Origin of the sequence: Heyndrickxia sporothermodurans (assembly GCF_003055045.1) — a bacterium.
GTDB classification, from domain to species: Bacteria; Bacillota; Bacilli; order Bacillales; family Bacillaceae_C; genus Heyndrickxia; species Heyndrickxia sporothermodurans.
In genome coordinates, this window is the sequence record NZ_NAZB01000025.1 from 1 (window position 1) to 21,800 (window position 21,800).

General features: G+C 36.8%; 16 protein-coding genes and 3 riboswitches. Of the genes, 15 read left to right on the plus strand and 1 reads right to left on the minus strand.

Annotation, left to right across the window (positions count from 1 at the left end):
* A partial coding sequence (locus tag B5V89_RS12360; RefSeq protein ID WP_142406524.1) for a helix-turn-helix domain-containing protein occupies positions 1-328 on the plus strand: 328 nt, incomplete at its 5' end.
* A 409-nt stretch (positions 329-737) separates the two neighbouring features.
* Here B5V89_RS12360 and B5V89_RS12365 read toward each other — a convergent pair.
* On the minus strand, positions 738-2,180 hold the full coding sequence (locus B5V89_RS12365) for an amino acid permease (protein ID WP_108072258.1): 1,443 nt from the start codon (positions 2,178-2,180) through the stop codon (positions 738-740).
* Positions 2,181-2,806: 626 nt separating this feature from the next.
* A riboswitch (TPP riboswitch) is annotated at positions 2,807-2,917 on the plus strand.
* A gap of 96 nt (positions 2,918-3,013) precedes the next feature.
* Here B5V89_RS12365 and B5V89_RS12370 point away from each other — a divergent pair.
* The 14 genes from B5V89_RS12370 (at position 3,014) to ptsG (ending at position 21,458) form a co-directional block, all read left to right on the plus strand.
* Positions 3,014-3,607 carry a YkoF family thiamine/hydroxymethylpyrimidine-binding protein gene (locus tag B5V89_RS12370; RefSeq protein ID WP_066235699.1) on the plus strand — a complete coding sequence of 198 codons (594 nt, stop codon included), beginning with the start codon at positions 3,014-3,016 and terminating at the stop codon, positions 3,605-3,607.
* A 14-nt stretch (positions 3,608-3,621) separates the two neighbouring features.
* Positions 3,622-4,200: an ECF transporter S component gene (locus tag B5V89_RS12375; RefSeq protein WP_066235697.1), complete on the plus strand. Its 579-nt coding sequence runs from the start codon at positions 3,622-3,624 to the stop codon at positions 4,198-4,200.
* Between the two features lie 5 nt (positions 4,201-4,205).
* Positions 4,206-5,864, plus strand: coding sequence for an ABC transporter ATP-binding protein (locus B5V89_RS12380; RefSeq protein WP_244913491.1), 1,659 nt, complete (start codon positions 4,206-4,208; stop codon positions 5,862-5,864).
* Positions 5,839-6,594: an energy-coupling factor transporter transmembrane component T family protein gene (locus B5V89_RS12385; protein ID WP_181294666.1), complete on the plus strand. Its 756-nt coding sequence runs from the start codon at positions 5,839-5,841 to the stop codon at positions 6,592-6,594. The genes B5V89_RS12380 and B5V89_RS12385 overlap by 26 nt, the downstream gene beginning before the upstream one ends.
* Positions 6,595-6,722: 128 nt before the next feature.
* The gene (locus B5V89_RS12390) at positions 6,723-7,277 is read left to right on the plus strand and encodes a cysteine hydrolase family protein (protein WP_066235694.1); all 555 of its coding nucleotides are present in this window, start codon (positions 6,723-6,725) and stop codon (positions 7,275-7,277) included.
* Between the two features lie 22 nt (positions 7,278-7,299).
* Entirely contained in the window at positions 7,300-8,766 is a 1,467-nt protein-coding gene (locus B5V89_RS12395) for a nicotinate phosphoribosyltransferase (RefSeq protein ID WP_108072262.1), read from the plus strand.
* A 24-nt stretch (positions 8,767-8,790) separates the two neighbouring features.
* Positions 8,791-9,618, plus strand: coding sequence for an ammonia-dependent NAD(+) synthetase (nadE, locus tag B5V89_RS12400; RefSeq protein WP_107920700.1), 828 nt, complete (start codon positions 8,791-8,793; stop codon positions 9,616-9,618).
* A gap of 308 nt (positions 9,619-9,926) precedes the next feature.
* Positions 9,927-10,883: an AAA family ATPase gene (locus B5V89_RS12405; protein ID WP_108072263.1), complete on the plus strand. Its 957-nt coding sequence runs from the start codon at positions 9,927-9,929 to the stop codon at positions 10,881-10,883.
* 2 nt (positions 10,884-10,885) lie between these two features.
* Positions 10,886-12,076, plus strand: coding sequence for a DUF58 domain-containing protein (locus B5V89_RS12410; protein WP_213083808.1), 1,191 nt, complete (start codon positions 10,886-10,888; stop codon positions 12,074-12,076).
* The gene (locus tag B5V89_RS12415) at positions 12,073-14,322 is read left to right on the plus strand and encodes a transglutaminase TgpA family protein (protein WP_108072266.1); all 2,250 of its coding nucleotides are present in this window, start codon (positions 12,073-12,075) and stop codon (positions 14,320-14,322) included. The genes B5V89_RS12410 and B5V89_RS12415 overlap by 4 nt, the downstream gene beginning before the upstream one ends.
* Positions 14,323-14,351: 29 nt before the next feature.
* A riboswitch (purine riboswitch) is annotated at positions 14,352-14,453 on the plus strand.
* A 183-nt stretch (positions 14,454-14,636) separates the two neighbouring features.
* A complete protein-coding gene (guaA, locus tag B5V89_RS12420; RefSeq protein ID WP_108072268.1) occupies positions 14,637-16,178 on the plus strand; it encodes a glutamine-hydrolyzing GMP synthase in 1,542 nt (513 codons plus the stop codon).
* A gap of 563 nt (positions 16,179-16,741) precedes the next feature.
* Positions 16,742-16,844, plus strand: a riboswitch (purine riboswitch).
* Between the two features lie 115 nt (positions 16,845-16,959).
* A complete protein-coding gene (locus B5V89_RS12425) occupies positions 16,960-18,294 on the plus strand; it encodes an NCS2 family permease (protein WP_108072269.1) in 1,335 nt (444 codons plus the stop codon).
* Positions 18,295-18,401: 107 nt separating this feature from the next.
* Positions 18,402-19,244, plus strand: a complete 843-nt coding sequence (glcT, locus tag B5V89_RS12430; protein ID WP_108072271.1) for a glucose PTS transporter transcription antiterminator GlcT — start codon at positions 18,402-18,404, stop codon at positions 19,242-19,244.
* A gap of 186 nt (positions 19,245-19,430) precedes the next feature.
* Positions 19,431-21,458 (plus strand): glucose-specific PTS transporter subunit IIBC, encoded by a 2,028-nt coding sequence (gene ptsG / locus B5V89_RS12435; RefSeq protein ID WP_108072272.1) that lies wholly within the window; start codon positions 19,431-19,433, stop codon positions 21,456-21,458.
* The last annotated feature ends 342 nt before the right edge of the window (positions 21,459-21,800 follow it).

Sequence of the window (21,800 nt, forward strand, 5' to 3'; positions counted from 1 at the left end):
CTTTTTACTTGCAAAACACACGGAACTTGCAAAGCAAAATGGATTTGAACGAACCGATAAATACTACTATGAGAAAACCGTAAATCAGGATGAAATTGAAGTTTTAAAATTTATTGCACGTTGCATGGTTCAAGTGTTTGGATATGGACCAATTGAGTATTTAAATCGCATCCGTATTGAACAATCAAAAGCCTTTTTAATCTATACTGATTGGTCAATAGAACGAATTGCGGAACAATGTGGAATTTCGCAACTTTCCTATTATTGTAGACTTTTTAAAAAACAAGTGGGGATAACACCGAATCAATATAGAAAAAGTAAAAAATGATACGAAAATATTTAGTCGGAAAATGAAGTTCATAATTTAACAACATAATTCTTGAAGATATAGTATTATGGACAAAATTTATTGAAAATGGATAGAAAAGGAGATAGCCTATATGAAGCAAATCCAGCTTATTATATTTGATATGGATGGTTTATTATTCGATACCGAAATCCTATCATATCGATTGTTAAGATAACAGAGCCGAACAACTAATAAAAGAATTATCATATAGTCGATGCAATGCATAACAACAATAAACTTTATTCAAAACGCCCTAGACCTTGATCGGCTTCTTGCCTCTCAAAGTCTAGGGCGTTAGGACAGGCTAATTACCAACATTGAATAACCTGTTTTTTACAAAGGTTATGTTTACCACGGCATTTTTATACAAAAATGCCTATACAGTAGTTCACTTAAACTCATCCATATCAATCTTACATTCCTTCAAAGGAACCACTTTTGTTTTCTTAATAAATTTAAATCCTAACCACATAACGATAAATAATGGGATACCGAGATAAGCGGCGATCAGATCCATCCAATTTATTTTATCACCAAGAAATGCTTGATAGTCTTGGGCTAGTATGACAACTAATCCAACGACAAAAGCGAGAATTGGACCGAACGGATATAGTTTTGCACGGTATGGAAGCTTTTCAAGTGCATGTCCTTGAGCGATATAAGCCTTCCTAAACCGATAATGACTGGCAGCAATACCGAGCCAAAAAATGAAACCAGTAATCCCTGCAGCGTTTAACAGCCACATGTAAATCGCTCCATCACCAAAAGCTGATGCTAGAAATGCGAGCATTCCCACTAAAGTTGTCGCAATAAGAGCGGCGACTGGAACTCCACGCTTATTTAATTTACCAAAAAACCTAGGAGCTTGTCCTTCTTTTGCCAAAGCATATAAAATTCTTGTAGATGCATAAAGACTTGAGTTTCCAGCTGATAGAACGGCTGTTAAGATGACTGCATTCATTAATGATGCGGCAAATGCGAGTCCGGCCTTTTTGAACACTAACGTAAACGGACTGACCATGATGTCTTCGCTTTGCAGGGTTTTTGTTGTATAAGGAATAATTAAACCTATAACGAGAATTGCAAGTACATAAAATAAAAGAATTCTCCAAAATACACTTTTGATTGCTTTAGGCACATTTTCTCTCGGATTTTCACTTTCACCTGCAGCTACACCGACAATTTCTGTTCCTTGAAAAGAAAATCCTGCGGTAAGAAACACACCAATAACTGCTAGTAGGCCACCGTGAAAGGGAGCGTCCCCAATTGAGAAGTTTTTAAAGCCAATGGCATCGCCTTTCATAATACCTAAAATCATTAAAATACCTACGATAATGAAAATAATGATGGTAGCAACTTTAATGAAAGAGAACCAATACTCACCCTCGCCATAGCCTTTAACAGAGAGAATATTCAGTCCAAAAATAATCAAGATAAAAAGTCCGCTCCATAACCATGATGGACTATCTGGGAACCAAAATTTCATGACTAATGTTGATGCGGAAAGTTCTGCCGCAAGTGTGATCGCCCAGCTGTACCAATAGTTCCACCCTAATGCAAATCCAAGTGCTGGATCAATAAAGCGGGTAGCATAGGTGCTAAATGCCCCACTTGTTGGCATGAAAGAAGCTAGTTCACCAAGGCTCGTCATAATAAAATACACCATGACACCAATTATCATATAGGCAAGCAGTGCGCCGCCTGGTCCTGCTTGGTAAATAGCAGATCCGCTTCCTAGAAACAGCCCGGTACCAATGGATCCACCTAATGAAATCATCGTCAAATGTCGTGCTTTTAAACTACGTTGTAATCCTCCATTTTGATTCTCCATCTATATAAACCCTCCGTAATCCATTCATACCCTTAAAATAACCATGTTTAAACTAATGGCTTTGTTTAAAGTTCAATCTTGATTTAGACGTCTTGTTGATTGGAGCGGAAGGTGCGAGACTCCTGCGGGAAAAACGGTATACGGGAGACCCCTCAGGCGCGATAAGCGCCGAGGAGTTCGAAAAGCATAGGCGGCTTGCTTATCGACGTACGAACTGGAGGGCAGCGACTGAGATAAAGGAATCACGATGAGTCCTAAAGGACGAATCGATGATGACTTATCGTAGGGAGGTGACCGGAAGTTCGCTAGTCGATAGCCGCCGGAGCTAAACAGGCTCCCGAACCGCCCGCGGAAAGCGAGCACCTGCAGCGGAAATCAACTTCGAATAAAATTAATGGATATTTATAAATAAAAAATTATATTAATAACTATATAAAGATATCATAAACCGGAAAGAATGGAAATAGAAAGTTGTATATTTTATCACTTTGTTGAATGAAATTGCATTATGGATATTTTCCTAGAATAGTTTGGTATGCTGAGAATAAACAAATAATGCTAAAGTAACTTTACACATGATTTTTTGTCATGTATGATAAGGGCGAATAATAAAACTGCATATGACCTATCTACACTAGGGGTGCTGAAAAAGCTGAGATGTGAACGTGGAAGTGCGTTCCGATCCCTTATTACCCGATCTAGATAATACTAGCGTGGGGAAGTGTAGTAGTATTGGTGTAGAATCATTCATTGATTTGCATCTATTCGTATACTACTGCATCTTCCAAGAGATGCAGTTTTTTTATTCTCCAAAAAAAGAGAGGAGAATGGTTATGACAGAAGTATGTGGAACAAGTAGAATTGTAGGTTTTCGTTTTTCCCTTTATCCGATGGCGGATGAATTTGTAGATATTATTTTATCTACGCTTCAACGGGTCGACACCACTAAAGTATGGGTGAAAACGGATGATATTAGTACAGTAATCCGTGGGAAAATGGAGCATGTGTTTGACGTTGCAAAAGCTATCTATTTAATTGCGGCTAATACTGAAAAACATGTTGTCTTAAATGGAACATTTTCAATTGGATGCCCGGGAGATTTAGATGGAGATGTGTATATGTCCGAGGACGATGTTCGGATGAATGAAGACAGAGTAAAAAATATTCATATTGAAGCGCCTACACAATTTGCGTTATATCCGATGAATAATGAAAACTATATGCAAATCATTGCAGATGTTGTGGATATCGCCAAACAACAAAACACATTTACTGGAGGAATTCACTATGCCAGCAGATTGGACGGCGATGCGCATGATGTGTTTACAACACTCGAGCATGCATTTAATTATACTCAGGAAAAAGTTAAGCACGTAACAATGACAGTCAATATTTCGGCGAATAGTCCTTCGAGGAAAAAGAAATAAGGAGGGAAAAAGTGATGTCTAAATGGAGTCTGCGGGAAATTGTTGTGATGTCAGTGTTAGGAATTGTCTTTGCCATCGTATATTTATTATTTACCCAAGTAGGGAATATTTTCTTTGGGTTAGTCGGACCGATCGGTTATGAACCGATATTTGGGATATGGTTTATCGTTTCTATCATTGTTGCAAATATTATTCGCAAGCCAGGTGCAGCGGTTTTGGCGGAAACGATCGCCGCATTTGTGGAAATTTTAATAGGGAATGCAGTTGGTCCAAGACTATTAATCTCTGGAATGATCCAAGGTTTAGGGGCTGAGGTTGTGTTTGCCGCAACTGGCTGGAAGCGTTATTCAACATGGGTGTTAATGCTTGCCGGAGTTGGTTCAGCGATATTTAGTTTTGCTTGGGGGTATTTTATCTCTGGATTTGCAACACTATCACCATCGTATGTTTTATCCATGCTAGCGATACGAATGGTTTCTGGTGCGCTCCTTGCGGGATTATTAGGTAAGTATATAAGTGAAGGATTGGCAAAAACAGGAGTGCTTAATGGAATGCCATTAGGCAAAGAGATGAAAAAGAGAAAAGTAGCGTGATTGAAATGGAGATACGGGAACCTTTATTAGAAGTTAGGAATCTTTCATTATCTTATGAGGAGCAATCGATTATAAACAATATCTCCTTTTCCATAAATAAAGGTGAAAAACTTCTATTATTAGGACCAAGTGGCTCCGGCAAAAGTTCGTTAGCACTTTGTTTAAACGGGCTGATTCCAAATTCAATTGAAGGGGACAGGACTGGGAGTATTAAATATGCTGGGAAAGAGATTCAGTCTTATAAACCAGGACAATTAAGCAGCCGAATTGGCGTCGTATTTCAAGATCCTGATTCCCAATTTTGTATGCTCACTGTAGAGGATGAAATCGCATTCGGCTTAGAAAATATAAAATTACCTAAAGAAGAAATGATACGAAAAATAGAATGGTCTCTTTCATTAGTTGGTTTAGAGAAGTATAGACAAGCTCATATTTCTACCCTATCAGGTGGAATGAAGCAAAAGCTGGCACTTGCATGTGTGATGGCAATGGAACCCGAATTGATGATTTTAGATGAACCTACTGCTTTGCTCGATCCGGTGGCAACAAAAGATTTTGCTGAAACGATTGATAGATTGCAAAGAGAAATGAATTTTTCTCTCATCGTCATAGAGCATAAACTTGATTATTGGGTTCCTTTTATTGATCGCACCCTTGTTTTTACACAATCCGGACAACTAATGTACGATGGTTCATTGAAAAAAGGATTGGTTCATCATTTTGATGATATGAAAGATCTTGGAATATGCCTCCCAAAGGTGACACTATTCGGTCAACAGGTGCGAGAAAACTTTTATCCATTAACAGTGGATGAATTAATGGAAGAGTTAGATGAGGTAGACACTTCTTTTCCATTACAGGCAGTAAATGATTTCCCAACACCGCCGTTAATCCAAATGAAACACGTTTCCTTTTCCCGGGGGGAGAAACAAATTTTAAAAAATATCCATTTATCAATAAATAAGGGTGAATGGACAGCGATTGTAGGTCCGAATGGTGCGGGTAAATCTACATTAACTTTGATGTTGGCGGGACTTCTTAAGGAACAGCAAGGGGAGATTTTCTATGGGAATAAATTGTTCAAGGATTTGGATGAAAAGGTGAGGTTGGATTCAATTGGTTACGTTTTTCAAAATCCGGAGCATCAATTTATAGCGGATACGGTATTTGATGAAGTAGCCTTTGGTCCAAGAATGAAAAAAGTAGAAGATATCGATTCTAAGGTAGCTAATATTCTTTCAGATTTTCGTTTACTTCGGTTAAAGGATCATAATCCCTTCATATTAAGTCAAGGGCAAAAGCGGCGCTTAAGTGTAGCTACGATGCTAGTGGATGAACGGGAATTCCTTATATTAGATGAGCCAACCTTTGGGCAGGATGAGAAAGCGACGAATGAAATGATGAAAATTATTCAATCGAGAGTGAACATTGGGATGACGGCGTTGATGGTGACTCATGATATGGAAATTGTGGCGAAATTTGCTCATCAAGTCATCGTTCTTTTCGAAGGGGAAGTAGTGTTTCAAGGAACACCTCATGAGCTATTTTTAGAAAATAGTGAAATTGTGGAGAAAGCAAACCTTGAAAATCCATTATTATATTCAATTTGGAATACATATGGGATAAGGGGTGAACCAATTGCGGCTTCAGTTACTAAATCCTAGTATAAAAGCAATTGTCGTTTTGGTCTCTGTTGTCCTTTTAGCTTTTGTATTTGACCCTTTAACTCCGTTGCTTTACTTGTCTTTTACGGTCTTAATCACATTTCTTTTTGGTAAAGTAGGGATGAAAAAATGGTGTATACGATTTGTACCGTTTTTTATCATTGCCTTTGGGTATGTGTGGACAACAACAATATTTTCGAATCCACCAAGTAATACTAGTTTCGTCACTTATGCTAAATTAGGTCCTTTTGAGATTACTGATTACGGACTGAATACTGGACTGGCACTTGGATTACGTGTTCTTTGTTTTGCTGCCTTGTCTTTAATGTTTATATTAACAACAGATACAACTAAATTTATGTTAAGTCTGATTCAACAATGTAAACTTCCCCCTAAGCTTGCCTACGGAATTTTAGCAGGCTATCAGTTTTTACCTTTATTAAAGGATGAATTTACGATTATTAGAAATGCCCATCGAATTCGAGGCGTTCATTGGGAGAAAGGGATAAAAGGGAGAATACAGCTTTTAAAAAAATACACCATTCCACTTTTAGCAAGTGCGATACGAAAAGCAGAGCGAACAGCAATTGCAATGGAATCAAAGGGATTCACGGGAAGCAGGGATCGAACTTTCTATCATGAGTTGAAGGTTAGTGGAAAAGATATGCTGTTTTTTCTTTTAATGGTGGGTATATTCATCATTTCTAAATACGTTTCTGAAACGATTTAGATCTTAAAAAAACATCCATTAATTGCTGTTTAAAATGATTACGGTAATTAAATGGGTGTTTTATTTTCACTTATTTTAAGAATTTATAGTACAATAGTGTCGAGATTGCCAATAAGGGGTGTTTTGTGATGACTAGAAAAGCATTAATTAATATTGATTATACATACGATTTTATTGCAGATGATGGTAAATTAACGTGTGGGAAACCAGGTCAAGACATTGAAAATATAATTATCCAGCTAACAAGCGATTTTATACTTTCCGGTGATTATGTTGTTTTTGCGATCGATTGTCATCAAAAAGAAGACACACTCCATCCGGAGGCAAAGCTGTTTCCACCGCATAATATAGTAGGAACACAGGGGCGTCAATTATTCGGAGCTTTACAGGGTTTGTATGAACAACATAAAAATGACGAAAATGTACACTATATGGATAAAACACGTTATAGTGCATTTGCCGGAACGGATTTGGATATAAAGCTAAGAGAACGTGGAATTGAAGAACTACATTTATGTGGCGTTTGTACGGATATTTGTGTATTGCATACGGCTGTAGATGCTTATAATAAAGGATACAAAATAGTTGTTCATGGGAACGCTGTGGCGAGCTTTAATGATACAGGCCATCAATGGGCATTAGAACATTTTAAAAATACATTGGGTGCGAAGGTACTCTTTTAGGGTAAATAAGGAGTGGGGTTAAATGGTAAAGTTATATAAGGACGACGGTTTTGCACTGCATACGGATTTATATCAAATCAATATGGCAAAAACATATTGGGATGACGGTATTCATGAACGAAAAGCGGTATTTGAAGTTTTTTTCAGGAAGCTTCCTTTCGACAATGGGTATGCAGTATATGCGGGGTTAGAACGAATTGTTGAATACTTACGTGATTTTCATTTTTCTGAAACAGATATTCAATATTTACGTGAAGAATTGAACTATGATGAGGAATTTTTACAATATTTAAGTGAAATGCGCTTTACAGGAACCGTTCGGTCGATGAAAGAGGGGGAAATCGTTTTTGACAGTGAACCTTTAATTCATGTGGAAGCACCTTTGGCACAAGCGCAAATAATTGAAACCGCCTTGCTTAATATTGTGAATTACCAAACATTGATTGCAACGAAAGCAGCGAGAATTAAAAATGTAGTTGGTGACCAAATATTAATGGAATTTGGTACGCGCAGAGCACATGAAATGGATGCTGCTGTGTGGGGAACAAGAGCTGCCTACATCGGCGGGTTTGATTCAACAAGTAATGTTCGAGCGGGTAAACGATTTGGAATCCCTGTTTCAGGTACCCATGCCCATGCGATGGTACAAGCATATCGTGATGATTATACAGCTTTTCATAAATATGCAGAAAGCCATCGGGATTGTGTATTCTTAGTGGATACATATGATACGTTGAAATCGGGTGTCCCAGCAGCTATACGAGTTGCAAAAGAATTAGGGAATAAAATTAATTTTATTGGTATTCGATTAGATAGCGGAGACATGGCGTTTTTATCAAAAGCAGCACGAAAAATGTTAGACCAAGCAGGGTTCCCAGACGCGAAAATTGTCGCATCAAGCGACTTAGATGAGTATACAATCCTCCATATGAAGTCCCAAGGAGCCAAAATTGATATGTGGGGAGTAGGGACAAAGTTAATCACTGCTTTCGAGCAGCCGGCATTAGGCGCGGTTTATAAAATGGTTTCCATTGAAGATGAAAATGGAGTGATGCAAGATACCATTAAAATTTCATCAAATGCGCAAAAAGTGACGACACCTGGTTTAAAAAAGGTTTATCGAATTATTAATACAAATACGAATAAATCTGAAGGTGACTATATTGCAATGCAGGATGAAGATCCACAATCTCAAGAAAAGCTAAAAATGTTCCATCCCGTGCACACATATATAAGTAAAACTGTAACTGATTTTGAAGCGAAAGATTTACAACATGATATTTTTGTAAATGGGGAATTAGTCTATCGATTACCGGAATTAAAAGAAATACAAGGCTACACGAAAGAAAGCTTAGGATTACTCTGGGAAGAATACAAACGCTCACTTAATCCCCACGAATATCCAGTTGATCTTAGCCAAAAATGTTGGGATAACAAAATTAAAAATATTGAGGACGTTCGTGAAAAGATTGCCCATATGAAAAAATAAAAAAGATAATGGAGGTAATGCGAAGTGGATGAGCTACAAAGAAGAATCATTGAAAACATGAAAGTGAGTCCTACAATCGATGCCCATGAGGAAATCCGAAAGAGTGTAGATTTCCTTAAAAATTATTTATCGAAATATCCCTTTTTTAAAGGATTTGTTTTAGGTATATCAGGGGGCCAGGATTCTACTTTAACAGGAAAACTAGCGCAACTAGCGATTGATGAGATGCGTAAAGAAACTGGGAATAATGAATATAAATTTATTGCTGTTCGGCTTCCGTACGGTGTTCAAAAGGATGCAGCAGATGTGGAGGATGCAATTACATTTATTAACCCCACTAAAGCTATAACAGTAAACATTAAAGCTGCTGTCGATGCAAGTGAAGCTTCATTGAAAGCAGCAGGCATTATCTTATCTGATTTTGCAAAAGGTAATGAAAAAGCAAGAGAGCGGATGAAAGCACAGTATAGTATTGCCGCCATGGAAAATTGCGTTGTTCTTGGTACCGATCATTCAGCTGAAAACCTTACAGGATTTTATACAAAATATGGAGACGGCGGAGCGGATCTCGTACCTATCTTTCGCTTAAATAAGCGTCAAGGTAGAATGCTGCTCAAAGAACTAGGATGCCCAGAGCATTTATACTTAAAGACACCAACAGCTGACCTTGAAGATGAACGGCCGCAATTGTCAGACGAAAGTGCATTAGGCGTCACCTATGACGAAATTGATAATTACCTAGAAGGAAAAAAGGTTTCAGAGCAAGCACAACAAACCATTGAAAAACTATATCAAAAATCCGAACATAAACGACACATGCCAATCACAATATTTGATGATTTTTGGAAATAAAAAAGAGTCCTAAGGGGCTCTTTTTTTATTATATTAGGTTCTTTTAAAAATTGTTTTTTAAACGTATTAAAAGCACAGAGTGGAGCGGAGCGACGAGGAGGCTCATCGCCAGCCCCGCAGAAAGCAAGTGCCTGCAGCGGAAAGGAACGGACCATTGTTTATTCTCAAAACCCTATAAAAAAAAGGAAAAAGTCTAGGAATTTTTTCGTTCAACTCTTTTTCTTCATCCCAATTCATAGTATGCTAAAAATAATAAGAAATTTTAAAATTTTCCAGACTACATTGATAGAGATAATAGGGGGATTCGAATGAAAGATACCATTTTTCATCCAAAATTAAAGCAAGTTATAAATAATATCGAAAAAGTAATGATTGGGAAATCAGATGTGGCGGAACTCAGTCTTGTTGCGTTATTAGCTGAAGGGCATGTTTTATTAGAAGATGTTCCAGGGGTTGGAAAAACAATGATGGTAAGAGCATTGGCCAAATCAGTAAATGCCAACTTTAAGAGAATCCAATTTACACCAGACTTATTGCCTTCCGATGTGATCGGAGTATCAATATATAATCCGAAAGAATTTGAATTCCAATATAGACCAGGTCCAATTATGGGAAATATTATTCTCGCTGATGAGATAAACCGTACATCTCCGAAAACACAATCCGCTTTACTTGAGGGAATGGAGGAGAGCAGTGTCACAGTAGACGGAAATACAAGACAATTGGAGCGACCGTTTTTCGTTATGGCAACACAAAACCCGATTGAATATGAAGGTACATACCCTTTACCAGAGGCTCAGTTAGATCGTTTTCTTTTAAAAATGAAAATGGGGTATCCAAATATAAATGAAGAAATAGATATATTAGATAGAACACAAAAACAAGCACCGATTGACCGTTTAGACTCGGTAATTACTCTTTCCGAATTAGTGGAATTACAAGATGAAGTAAAAGAAGTGTATGTCGATCAAACACTTAAACAATATATTGTAGAACTAGCACATTACACTAGGAATCATACGAATGTTTACCTAGGGGTAAGTCCTCGTGGATCAATCGCATTAATGAAAGCATCACAAGCTTATGCTTTATTACATGGCCGAGATTTCATTATTCCTGACGACGTACAATATTTAGCCCCATTCGTGTTTTCGCATCGAATTATTGTTAAATCCGAGGTTAAATATGGCGGCAAAACAGCAGAAGATATTGTAAAAGAAGTAATTAAATTTGTACAGGTTCCCGTTCAAAGGGCAGTGAGATAATGATGAAAACAAAATTAAAAACATGGGGGAAACTAATTCTTCTTCTTATTTTTATTCTATTAACTTTCTCCTATGCCATGTTTCAAGGTGGCTTTGTTAGCTGGTTCCTATTTTTCAGTTTTGTCCCCTTCGCTCTCTATGCATTATGTATTGCCTTTTACCCTCTTGGAGATTTGGTAATCGAAAGAACATTTAATAAAGATACTTATTTAGCCGGGGAACATCTTAATGTCGTCATAAAAATAAATAGAAAATATTCATTCCCACTCTTTTTTCTCATCATCAATAACACTTCAAGTCTTTCTAAGGAGAATGGGAAGCAAATTGTATTTCCAGGTTTCAAAAAACATATTCAACTTGAGTACAGTATGCCTAATTTACCGAGAGGAGAACACCATTTTGATAAAATATATGTCAAAATTGGCGATCCTATTGGCTTATTTGAAAAGGAAAAGGATTATTCTTTGGAGAAATCGATACTAGTTTATCCTGCCTTTTCGGATATTATTTACCGCTCTTTTGAAAGTAGATATGAGCAAGGAGCTACAGCATCTCAAATAAAAATTCAAAATGATACATCAATGGTTGCGGGAATACGAAATTATGAACCGGGTGATCGTTTCACATGGATTGATTGGAAGGCGACAGCGAGAATAAATGAGATGAAAACGAAAGAATTTGAGGAGCGCCAATCGAATGATGTATCCATTATTTTAGATCGCTCACCTTCTTCATCGTTTGAGGAATGTGTGAAATTTTCTGCATCAATCATTCGCACGATTATTCAACATGGTGGTCAAATAGGGTTTTACTCAATTGGACAGGAGCGTACCATTTTCCCAATTAGGGGAGGAGAGGAGTATAGACAGCAACTATTCCATCATTTAGCTAAAGTAAAAGCGGATAGTAATGTCCATATTTCTAGTATTTTGGATGGCGAGTCAGCATTCTATCAACGATCAGCTTCCTTATTAATTATCACTTCTAATTTAACACAGGCGTTAGTTGATATGGTAAGGAAACATGTGCAAAGAACTGGAACGGTGATTATTTTTGTCGTAAAAAATGATAACGAACCATTTCTTGATGACGAATACCAATTAAGTTCGATTGCCACTCGTTATGGAGTGTTTGTAAATTTCCTTCATGAAAAGGATTTCCGCTCGGCTTTAACGGGGGTGAAACAAAGATGACGATAAGGGAAAATAACAAAGGTCTTTCACTGATTTTATATCTTTTTAGTTTTTTTCTTTTACTAGAATGGATCTATCCTTTAAAGGAAGTTGCAAATACGGGAAATACATCTTTGTTTATTATATTTATAATCCTTTCATTTATTTTGTACGTATTTAACGCTCCATTTTTCCCAGTGTTCGTTTTAAAAATCATTTTTATATCCTTTTCGTTACATCATATTTTCTTTGACAAACCAATTTTTGGAATAGAGTGGGTAAGTATTTTGTTAACTGATATCATGAAAAATATCGGTCTATTATTCGCCGGAAATTGGAGTCAACTCACTAATGAGTTCAGGACAATGTTGTTTTTTATTTTGCTATGGCTAATTATGTATTTGCTAAGATATTGGGTGATCGTAAGGAGAAATGTATTTCTATTTTTTGTGATGACCATTGTTTACATAACGGTCCTTGATACATTTACTCCATACAATAGTAAGTTTGCGATTGTAAGAACGGTTTTTTTTGGATTTGTTCTATTAGGTATGTTATTTTTTCAACGTTTTGTCGAAAGAGAAAATGTACGGTCTACGCAAAAGTTAATGACAAAATGGATGGTCCCTCTGTCCGTAATGATTATTGGCAGTATTTTCATAGCCCTTATTGCCCCTAAAGCCTCTCCTATATGGCCAGATCCTGTTCCTTATTTGAAATCCTATGCTGGAGCGGACAAGAATGGGAATAAAGAAGGAATAAGATCAAGCGTAAAAAAAGTTGGCTATCGTGTGGATGATTCTAAGTTGGGCGGGCCCTTTGAAGGTGATGATACGGTTGTGTTTAGGGTTGTAGCAGAATCGCGTCAATATTGGAGAATGGAAACAAAAGACTTATACACAGGGAAGGGATGGAAAACATCTAAACCAGATGCAACATCCACCTATCGAATGCAGGACGATATTCCGATTTCGTTAAATAAAGGTTTGGTACCATCTTCAAAAGACGAGAAGGAAAATAGGAAAAAATCCAAATCCGCTTCAATTACGCTAGAACAACGAAGCCCGAATCTTGTTCATACGTATGGATTTACAAATATTTTATATAATAAACCATCTGGTATTGACCCGGAGAAGGAGGATGCCTTCTCAGTAAATGATGCGACAGAAAAAATTACAGCTATTCAAAATAATGATCCCTTGTATATAAGGGATTACATGGTAATTTATCAACTTCAACGATATAGCATAAAAAAAATGAGTCAAATAACTGGTAAGAATGCACAATTTGATCCGCGTTATATTCAGTTACCAGAAAAATTTCCGAAGCGTGTAAAGGATCTCGCGGAGGAATTAACAAAGGATAAAACGAATTGGTACGATAAGACAAAGGCAATCGAAGGATATTTGCAATCCGGTAAATATAAGTATGATAAGAAAAATGTAGGAATTCCAAAAGAGAATCAAGATTATGTAGATCAATTTTTATTTGAAACACTAAGAGGATATTGTGATAACTTTTCTACTTCTATGGTTACGATGCTTCGCTCAATTGGAATCCCTTCCAGGTGGGTCAAAGGATACTCATCAGGTGAATATCAAGGGTCGGAGGGTGTTTCGCAAAATATTTATAAAGTAACCAATAATAATGCACACTCATGGGTTGAAGTCTTTTTTCCAAATGTAGGCTGGGTACCTTTTGAGCCGACGATGGGCTTTGTAAATAACTCTGTTTTCAATAATGATCTGACTACAAAGGCACAGGCTGCCTCTACTACACCAAAAGAGGAAGAAGTTAAAAAGAAACCGCAAAAAGAACAAGAGGCAGATAATGAAACGACCAGTTCAGATGGATTTTCATTTACAAACTTGTGGGAAAAAACAACGAAAGTTTTCCAAGACCATTGGATGTTCATCGTTATTAGTATCATCATTGTTATGCTGATTTCGGGTTTTATCTATTTAAAGCGCAGCAAATGGCTACCTTACATTCTTATTTGGAAATACCGAGCAAGAAATGACACGGAAACGTTCTCGAAAGCCTATTTGTCACTTTTAAAACAGTTAGAGAGATTTGGCTTGCGAAAAGAAACAGGTCAAACATTGAGGGAATACGCAAGAAATGTGGATAATTACTTTGGAACAGAGACGATGTATCAATTAACCGAACAATATGAGAGAAATATTTATCGGGGAGAAAATATCAAGATTGATTGGGAACAGACTCGGGAATTGTGGGAAAATTTAATTAAAAAGACAACGGGTTGACCGTATGTTTAAACAAGTATAAAATGATGACAATTAAAAAAATAGTGCTTCATATAATTTTGGAAATATGGTCCAGAAGTCTCTACTAAATCACCGTGAATGATTTAACTATGAAGGCAGTGTGATTCTATTAATTGTCATCATTATTGTATAATGATGTAGTTAGTTATGCTTTGAAACTAGAATTCTGCCTTCTTAATTTATTTGAGGTGGAGTTCTAGTTTTTTTGTATTTTTCAATCGATATGCTGATATAGTTTCCTTACTAATAGGGGAAAATATGATTAAGAAAAAACTTAGGTTGGGGGAATCGATATGCCTGAAATAACACAAGAAATGATTGTCGTCCTTGATTTTGGCAGTCAATACAATCAATTAATTACTAGAAGAATTCGTGAATTTGGTGTGTATAGTGAACTACACCCACATACCATTACGGTAGATGAAATTAAAAAGATGAATCCAAAAGGCATTATTTTCTCCGGTGGGCCTAATAGTGTGTATGATGAAAATTCATTTCGCTGTGATGAAGCAATCTTCGATTTAGGAATTCCGGTATTTGGCATTTGCTACGGTATGCAATTGATGACCAAACATTTCGGTGGAAAAGTTGAGCCTGCTACTCATAGAGAATATGGTAAAGCAAAAATCAATGTTCAACCATCTGCGGGACTTTTTAAAGATCTTCCAAACGAACAAGTTGTATGGATGAGTCACGGGGATCTTGTTACAGAAACACCTGAAGGTTTTGTTGTCGATGCTGTCAGCCCTTCGTGTCCAATTGCAGCGATGAGTGATGAAAATCGTTCGTTATATGCTGTGCAATTCCATCCGGAAGTCCAACATTCACAATACGGAAATGATATTTTAAGAAACTTTGTATTTGATGTATGTCATTGTTCTGCGGATTGGTCAATGGAGAACTTTATTGAAATTGAAATGGAAAAAATCCGTGAAACAGTAGGAGATAAGAAAGTTCTTTGCGCACTTAGCGGCGGAGTAGATTCTTCTGTAGTAGCCGTTCTTATCCATAAAGCAATAGGTGATCAATTAACATGTATTTTCGTTGATCATGGCTTATTGCGTAAAGGGGAAGCAGAAAGTGTTATGAAAACTTTCGCCGAAGGCTTTCATATGAATGTCATCAAAGTCGATGCGAAAGACCGTTTCTTGAGAAAGCTCGAAGGAGTATCTGACCCAGAGAAAAAACGTAAAATTATCGGTAATGAATTTATTTACGTATTTGATGATGAAGCGACAAAACTTGAAGGTATTGAATTCCTTGCACAAGGAACATTGTATACCGATATTATCGAAAGTGGGACAGCTACTGCACAAACAATCAAGTCACATCATAATGTCGGCGGTCTTCCTGAAGATATGCAATTTACGTTGATTGAACCGTTAAATACATTGTTTAAAGACGAGGTTCGTGCACTTGGAACAGAACTAGGAATTCCTGATGACATTGTTTGGAGACAACCATTCCCAGGTCCTGGTTTAGGTATTCGTGTGCTTGGAGCGATTTCTGAAGAAAAGTTAGAAATTGTTCGTGAATCTGATTATATTTTACGTGAAGAAATTAAAAAGGCTGGCCTTGATCGAGAAATATGGCAATATTTCACCGTTCTTCCTGACATTCGCAGTGTAGGGGTTATGGGAGATACAAGAACGTATGATTACACAATTGGCATTCGCGCCGTTACTTCAATCGATGGAATGACATCTGACTGGGCACGCATTCCATGGGATGTACTTGAACTTATTTCAACACGTATCGTTAATGAAGTTAGCCATGTGAATCGTGTGGTGTATGATATTACATCTAAGCCACCTGCAACGATTGAGTGGGAGTAGATATCTAACATTCAAATGATTAAAAGTGCTGGGAAGGCAGTTGTATCAGTGGTTTAACCGTAAGATTTCGTAGGATTGAATAACAATATAATTAGCACAAAAGCTTGGGATTTTTTTCTCAAGCTTTTGTTAATTAAAGGAGAAATGGTACAAGTTCATTAGACGCTAAATTGAGTTTGAAAAATAGGCGGAAAAATTCCCCTTAATTAAGAAAATAGCACTGAAAATATCCTAAATAGCCGGAAAGATTCCGACTATTAACTCGAAAAACGTGAAAATGAGTAAATTTGCTTTGCTTAAGCGGAAAAACTCCGCTTATTTCCCCCAATTCGAGCTCTATTCTGCTGTATAACCGGAAAATATCCGCTTATTTTGATTAGTTTTGGTTGCTCAAAAAGGACAATACCCCGAACCTTTAAAGTAGAATGGAAATAAGAAAAGTGAAGGCGCCTTATCCGGCCTAGACAAGCAAAACATTTACAATATACGAACATTAATTTGGAAATAATTAATATTATTCGTTTTTGTATTGACTAGTGCTTTAAAACTATATAAACTATATTTATAAATTAAATAGTAAACATCGTATAATTTCGGGGATATGGCCTGATAAGTTTCTACCAAGCTGCCGTAAATAGCTTGACTACGAGGTTATGAGATACAGGTGTGGAATCTCGACTTTTTCCGCCTATAATTTTTTCTCAACCTTAAGGTCAACGCTCCGAACAAATTTGTTCGGGGCGTTTATTATTTCCGTTATCTATCGATGGGGGGAGAGACAATGAAAAAATATTTTCAATTTGATGAACTAGGGACGAATTATCGACGTGAGATCATTGGTGGGATCACAACGTTTTTATCAATGGCATATATTCTAATTTTAAATCCGTTAACATTGTCATTATCTTCTGTAAAAGATTTCCCAGATGCTTTGCGTATGGATTCTGGAGCTGTATTTGTGGCAACAGCGCTTGCAGCTGCTGTCGGTACATTAATCATGGCATTTTTAGCGAAATATCCAATCGCACTTGCACCTGGCGTAGGATTAAATGCATTTTTTGCTTATACGGTCGTACTAACACTTGGTATGTCTTGGCAACAAGCATTAACTGGTGTTCTGTTTTCAGGAATTATTTTTGTCATTTTAACTTTATTCGGATTTCGAGAAAAAATCATTAATGCCATTCCTGTTGAATTAAAATTAGCCGTTGGCGCGGGGATTGGCTTGTTCATTACATTTATTGGACTTCGTAATGCAGAAATCATCGTTGATAATGATGCTACACTAGTTGGACTTGGGGATTTAACGAATGGAAACACGCTTTTAGCTATTTTTGGAATTGTTATCACGATTATTATGATGACAAGAGGTTGGAAAGGTGCTATTTTTATCGGAATGCTCTTAACAACAGTTGCTGGGATGATTGTAGGATTAATAGATGTGCCACATAAAATTGTTGGTGCCGTACCAAGTATTGCCCCAACCTTTGGAGCACCATTCGAAACATTATTCCACCATACTAGTGACCTTTTTACAGTAAAAATGTTAGTTGTCGTTTTAACTTTCTTATTTGTAGATTTCTTTGATACAGCGGGCACAATGGTTGCAGTCGCTAATCAAGCAGGGTTAATCAAAAATAATAAATTACCTCGTGCAGGGAGAGCTTTATTTGCTGATTCATCTGCAACGGTCATTGGTTCTATTTTAGGGACATCAACAACGACTGCATATATCGAGTCGACTGCTGGAGTTGCAGCTGGTGCAAGAACGGGATTTGCCAGTGTCATTACTGCTATATTGTTTTTACTTTCCCTTTTCTTTTTCCCGGTTTTAGGTGTGATCACTTCACCTGTAACCGCACCTGCTTTAATTGTTGTCGGAGTGTTAATGGTATCATCACTAAATGAAATTGACTGGAAAAAGTTCGAAATTGCTGTTCCTGCATTTTTTACAATCATTATGATGCCAATGACCTATTCGATAGCAACAGGAATTGGAATCGGCTTTATTTTCTACCCAATTACTATGTTGTTAAAAGGAAGATGGAAAGAGATTCACCCGGTGATGTATGTTTTCTTTTTTATCTTTATCCTATACTTTATCTTTATTTTGTAAAAATTGCGGAGAGCCTCACTTGGGGCTCTCTTTTAATTGATATCCCTTACTATTTTAGGTAAACTAAAGAAATAATGACGGAATTTGTCGGACTTTAGGAGAATATTATGGAAGCGTTTGAAGTAGTAAAAGTTATTAATAATAATGTCGTTATTGCTTCTAATTCAAAATATGAGGAAGTAGTACTTATTGGTAAAGGAATTGGCTTTAACCGGAAAAAGGGGAGTTCCATTTCAAAACAAGAAGCGGAAAAACTGTTTTTATTAAAAGGTGAAGTTGAACAGATCCAATATAAGAAGCTTCTTCCATTTATTGATGAGGACACACTTGAAGTAATCATATCTGCGATCGAGTTAATAAGGAAACGAACGGAAGCTTATTTGGATGAGCATATCCATATTGCATTAACGGATCATATATTATTCGCGATTAATCGTTTAATGAAAGGGCTGGCCATTAAAAATCCGTTTAATTCGGAAACAAAAGTGTTGTACCCAGAAGAATACGTAATTGCTAGTGAAGTAGTAGAGATGATTAATGATACAGCTAATATTCAGCTCCCAGAAGGAGAAATTGGTTTCATTGCTTTGCATATTCATAGTGCAGTGACAAATAAAAATTTATCGGAGATTAACCAATATTCACAATTAATCTCTAAATTAATTGCTACAATTGAGGATCAATTTGGCATAAAATTAGACAAGGATGAAGTGAATTATATGAGACTGGTTCGCCACCTAAGATATACAATTGATCGTGTATTAAACGGAGAAAAAGTGAATGAGCCAGAAAAAATTACATCCTTTTTAAAACAAGAATACCCTTTGTGTTATAATCTTGCTTGGAAACTTATCAAGATCATGCAACATACATTGAAGAAACCAGTATTTGATGCGGAAGCAGTATATTTAACGATGCATTTACAGCGAATACAAAATAAAATAAAGTAACATTCTTTTATACGTGTTACTGATCCGATCAGGCATGAGTAGAGAAGATATTGAAGTGAGGATTTTAAGGAGAATATATTCCTATACTCATTTCTATCTTTTTTATCGATGCCTTTTTTGTTGTAAAAATTTATTTCTAGTTGTTTAGATTATGATTAAAAGTTAAAAGACAAAGGTGGATTTACAATGTTTAGGAAAATCTTTGGTGTTTTACAAAAGATCGGTAAAGCATTAATGCTCCCGGTAGCCCTCTTACCAGCTGCAGGATTATTGTTGGGTTTTGGAAATGCGCTACAGCAGCCAACAACACTGGACTATTTACCGTTTTTAGACACTTACTGGATTCAGTTGATTGCCAGTGTTATGGCGGATGCGGGTAGTATTGTCTTCGGAAATTTAGCGCTAATTTTTGCTATTGGTGTTGCTATTGGTTTGGCGGGAGATGGTGCGGCTGGGCTTGCAGCTATTGTAGGTTACCTGGTTATGAATCAGGTGATGAGTACCTGGGCCGGTGTGACTGCCAAATTGGTAGAGAAAGATCCTGGGTATGCGAATGTTTTAGGAATTCCTACATTACAAACAGGTGTATTTGGTGGGATTATTATCGGTTTGCTTGCAGCTTTCTGTTATAACAGGTTCCATAAAATCGAGATGCCAGCTTTTCTTGGTTTCTTTGCAGGGAAACGGTTCGTTCCGATTGTAACTGCGGTCGCTTCGTTAATTGCAGGTCTCTTATTGCTAGTTATTTGGCCGCCGATTCAGCATGGTATGAACAGTGCTTCAAATTGGCTATTGGGAAACGGAACTTATATTGCCGCATTCTGTTTCGGGTTCATTAAACGTTTGCTCATTCCGTTTGGACTCCATCATATTTTCCATGCACCGTTTTGGTATGAATTCGGTTCATATAAGACGGCTGCTGGCAATATCGTCCACGGTGATATGACGATTTTCTTTGCACAATTAAAGGATAATGTAAAACTTACTGCGGGCTATTTTATGGGTGGCGAATTCCCGGTCATGATGTTTGGTCTTCCAGCAGCAGCTTTAGCTATGTACCATACTGCAAAACCTTTAAAGAAAAAGTTGGTCGCAGGGTTACTTGGTTCAGCTGCTTTAACCTCATTCTTAACAGGGATTACGGAACCGCTTGAATTTTCTTTCTTGTTTGTCTCACCGTTGTTATTTTTCTTTCATGCAGTATTGGATGGTCTATCATTTGCAATATTAGCCTTGCTCAAGGTGCATTTAGGTTATACCTTCTCAGGGGGTGCAATTGATTTTCTACTATTTGGTATACTTCCTGGGAAAGAGCACTGGTGGGTGGCCATTCTGTTAGGATTGTGTTTTGCAGTTATTTATTATGTTGTTTTTCGATTTGCGATTGTGAGGCTTAATCTCAAGACTCCTGGTAGAGAAGATGATGAGGGGGAACAAGATTTTGAATCAGTAACTCAAGGACAAGAAGGAGATCTTGCATTTAATATTCTTGAGGCAATGGGTGGACAGAAAAATATTTCTCATTTAGATGCTTGCATTACACGCCTTAGAGTTTCGGTAAATGATATTAAAGATGTAGATAAGAAACGTCTGAAAAAATTAGGAGCAGCCGGTATTTTAGAAGTTGGAAATAACATTCAAGCAATGTTTGGCCCTCAATCAGATACTATTAAGTCGCAAATGAAAGATATTATGTCTGGAAAAAGACTTCATAAAACAGTAATTATTCCAGATAAAGAAGTGGAAGTTCTTCAATCTAATAATGAAGTAATCGTATCGCCAGCTGAGGGAGAACTAAAACCCATCACTGAAGTTCCAGACCTAGTATTTTCAGATAAAATGATGGGTGATGGATTTGCAATCCTCCCATTAGAAGGGCTGATTGTATCTCCAGTGAAAGGGAAAATCATCAATGTGTTTCCGACAAAACATGCCCTAGGTATTATGTCAGATGGAGGCAGAGAGATCTTAATCCATGTCGGAATCAATACAGTTAATCTAAAAGGTGAAGGTTTCGAGATGCTAATTAACGAAGGCAACTGTGTAGAAGTGGGACAACCATTATTAAAAGTGGATCTTGAATTCCTAAAAGAAAAAGTACCTTCTATTATAACTTCAATTGTATTCACCAATCTTATCGAAGGTGAGCAAGTAGTATTAGAAAAAGAAGGTTTAGTTAAAATGAAGGAAAGTAATATCGTTTCTATTAAATGAGATAGATAATATGAGGCCAACTCCATATCGGGGTTGGTTATTTTTATATAGCAATGTAATAAATGCCGCAAAGCATTGCAATATTAAAATTGGGCGGAATTACCATGTATAATCTATTGACCTAGTATGAAATGGGTGGTATTATATAAAAACTGGTTAAGATAACCGGAAATAAATAAGAAAAGTTGTTGACAACAGTTCAATCAGATGTTAAGATATTAAATGTCGCTTCTGAGAGAGAAAAAGAAATTCAAAAAAGTTGTTGACATTAAACTTTTAAAATGGTAGAATTATAAAGTTGCTTCTTAAAAGGAAGTAATGATTGATCTTTGAAAACTGAAC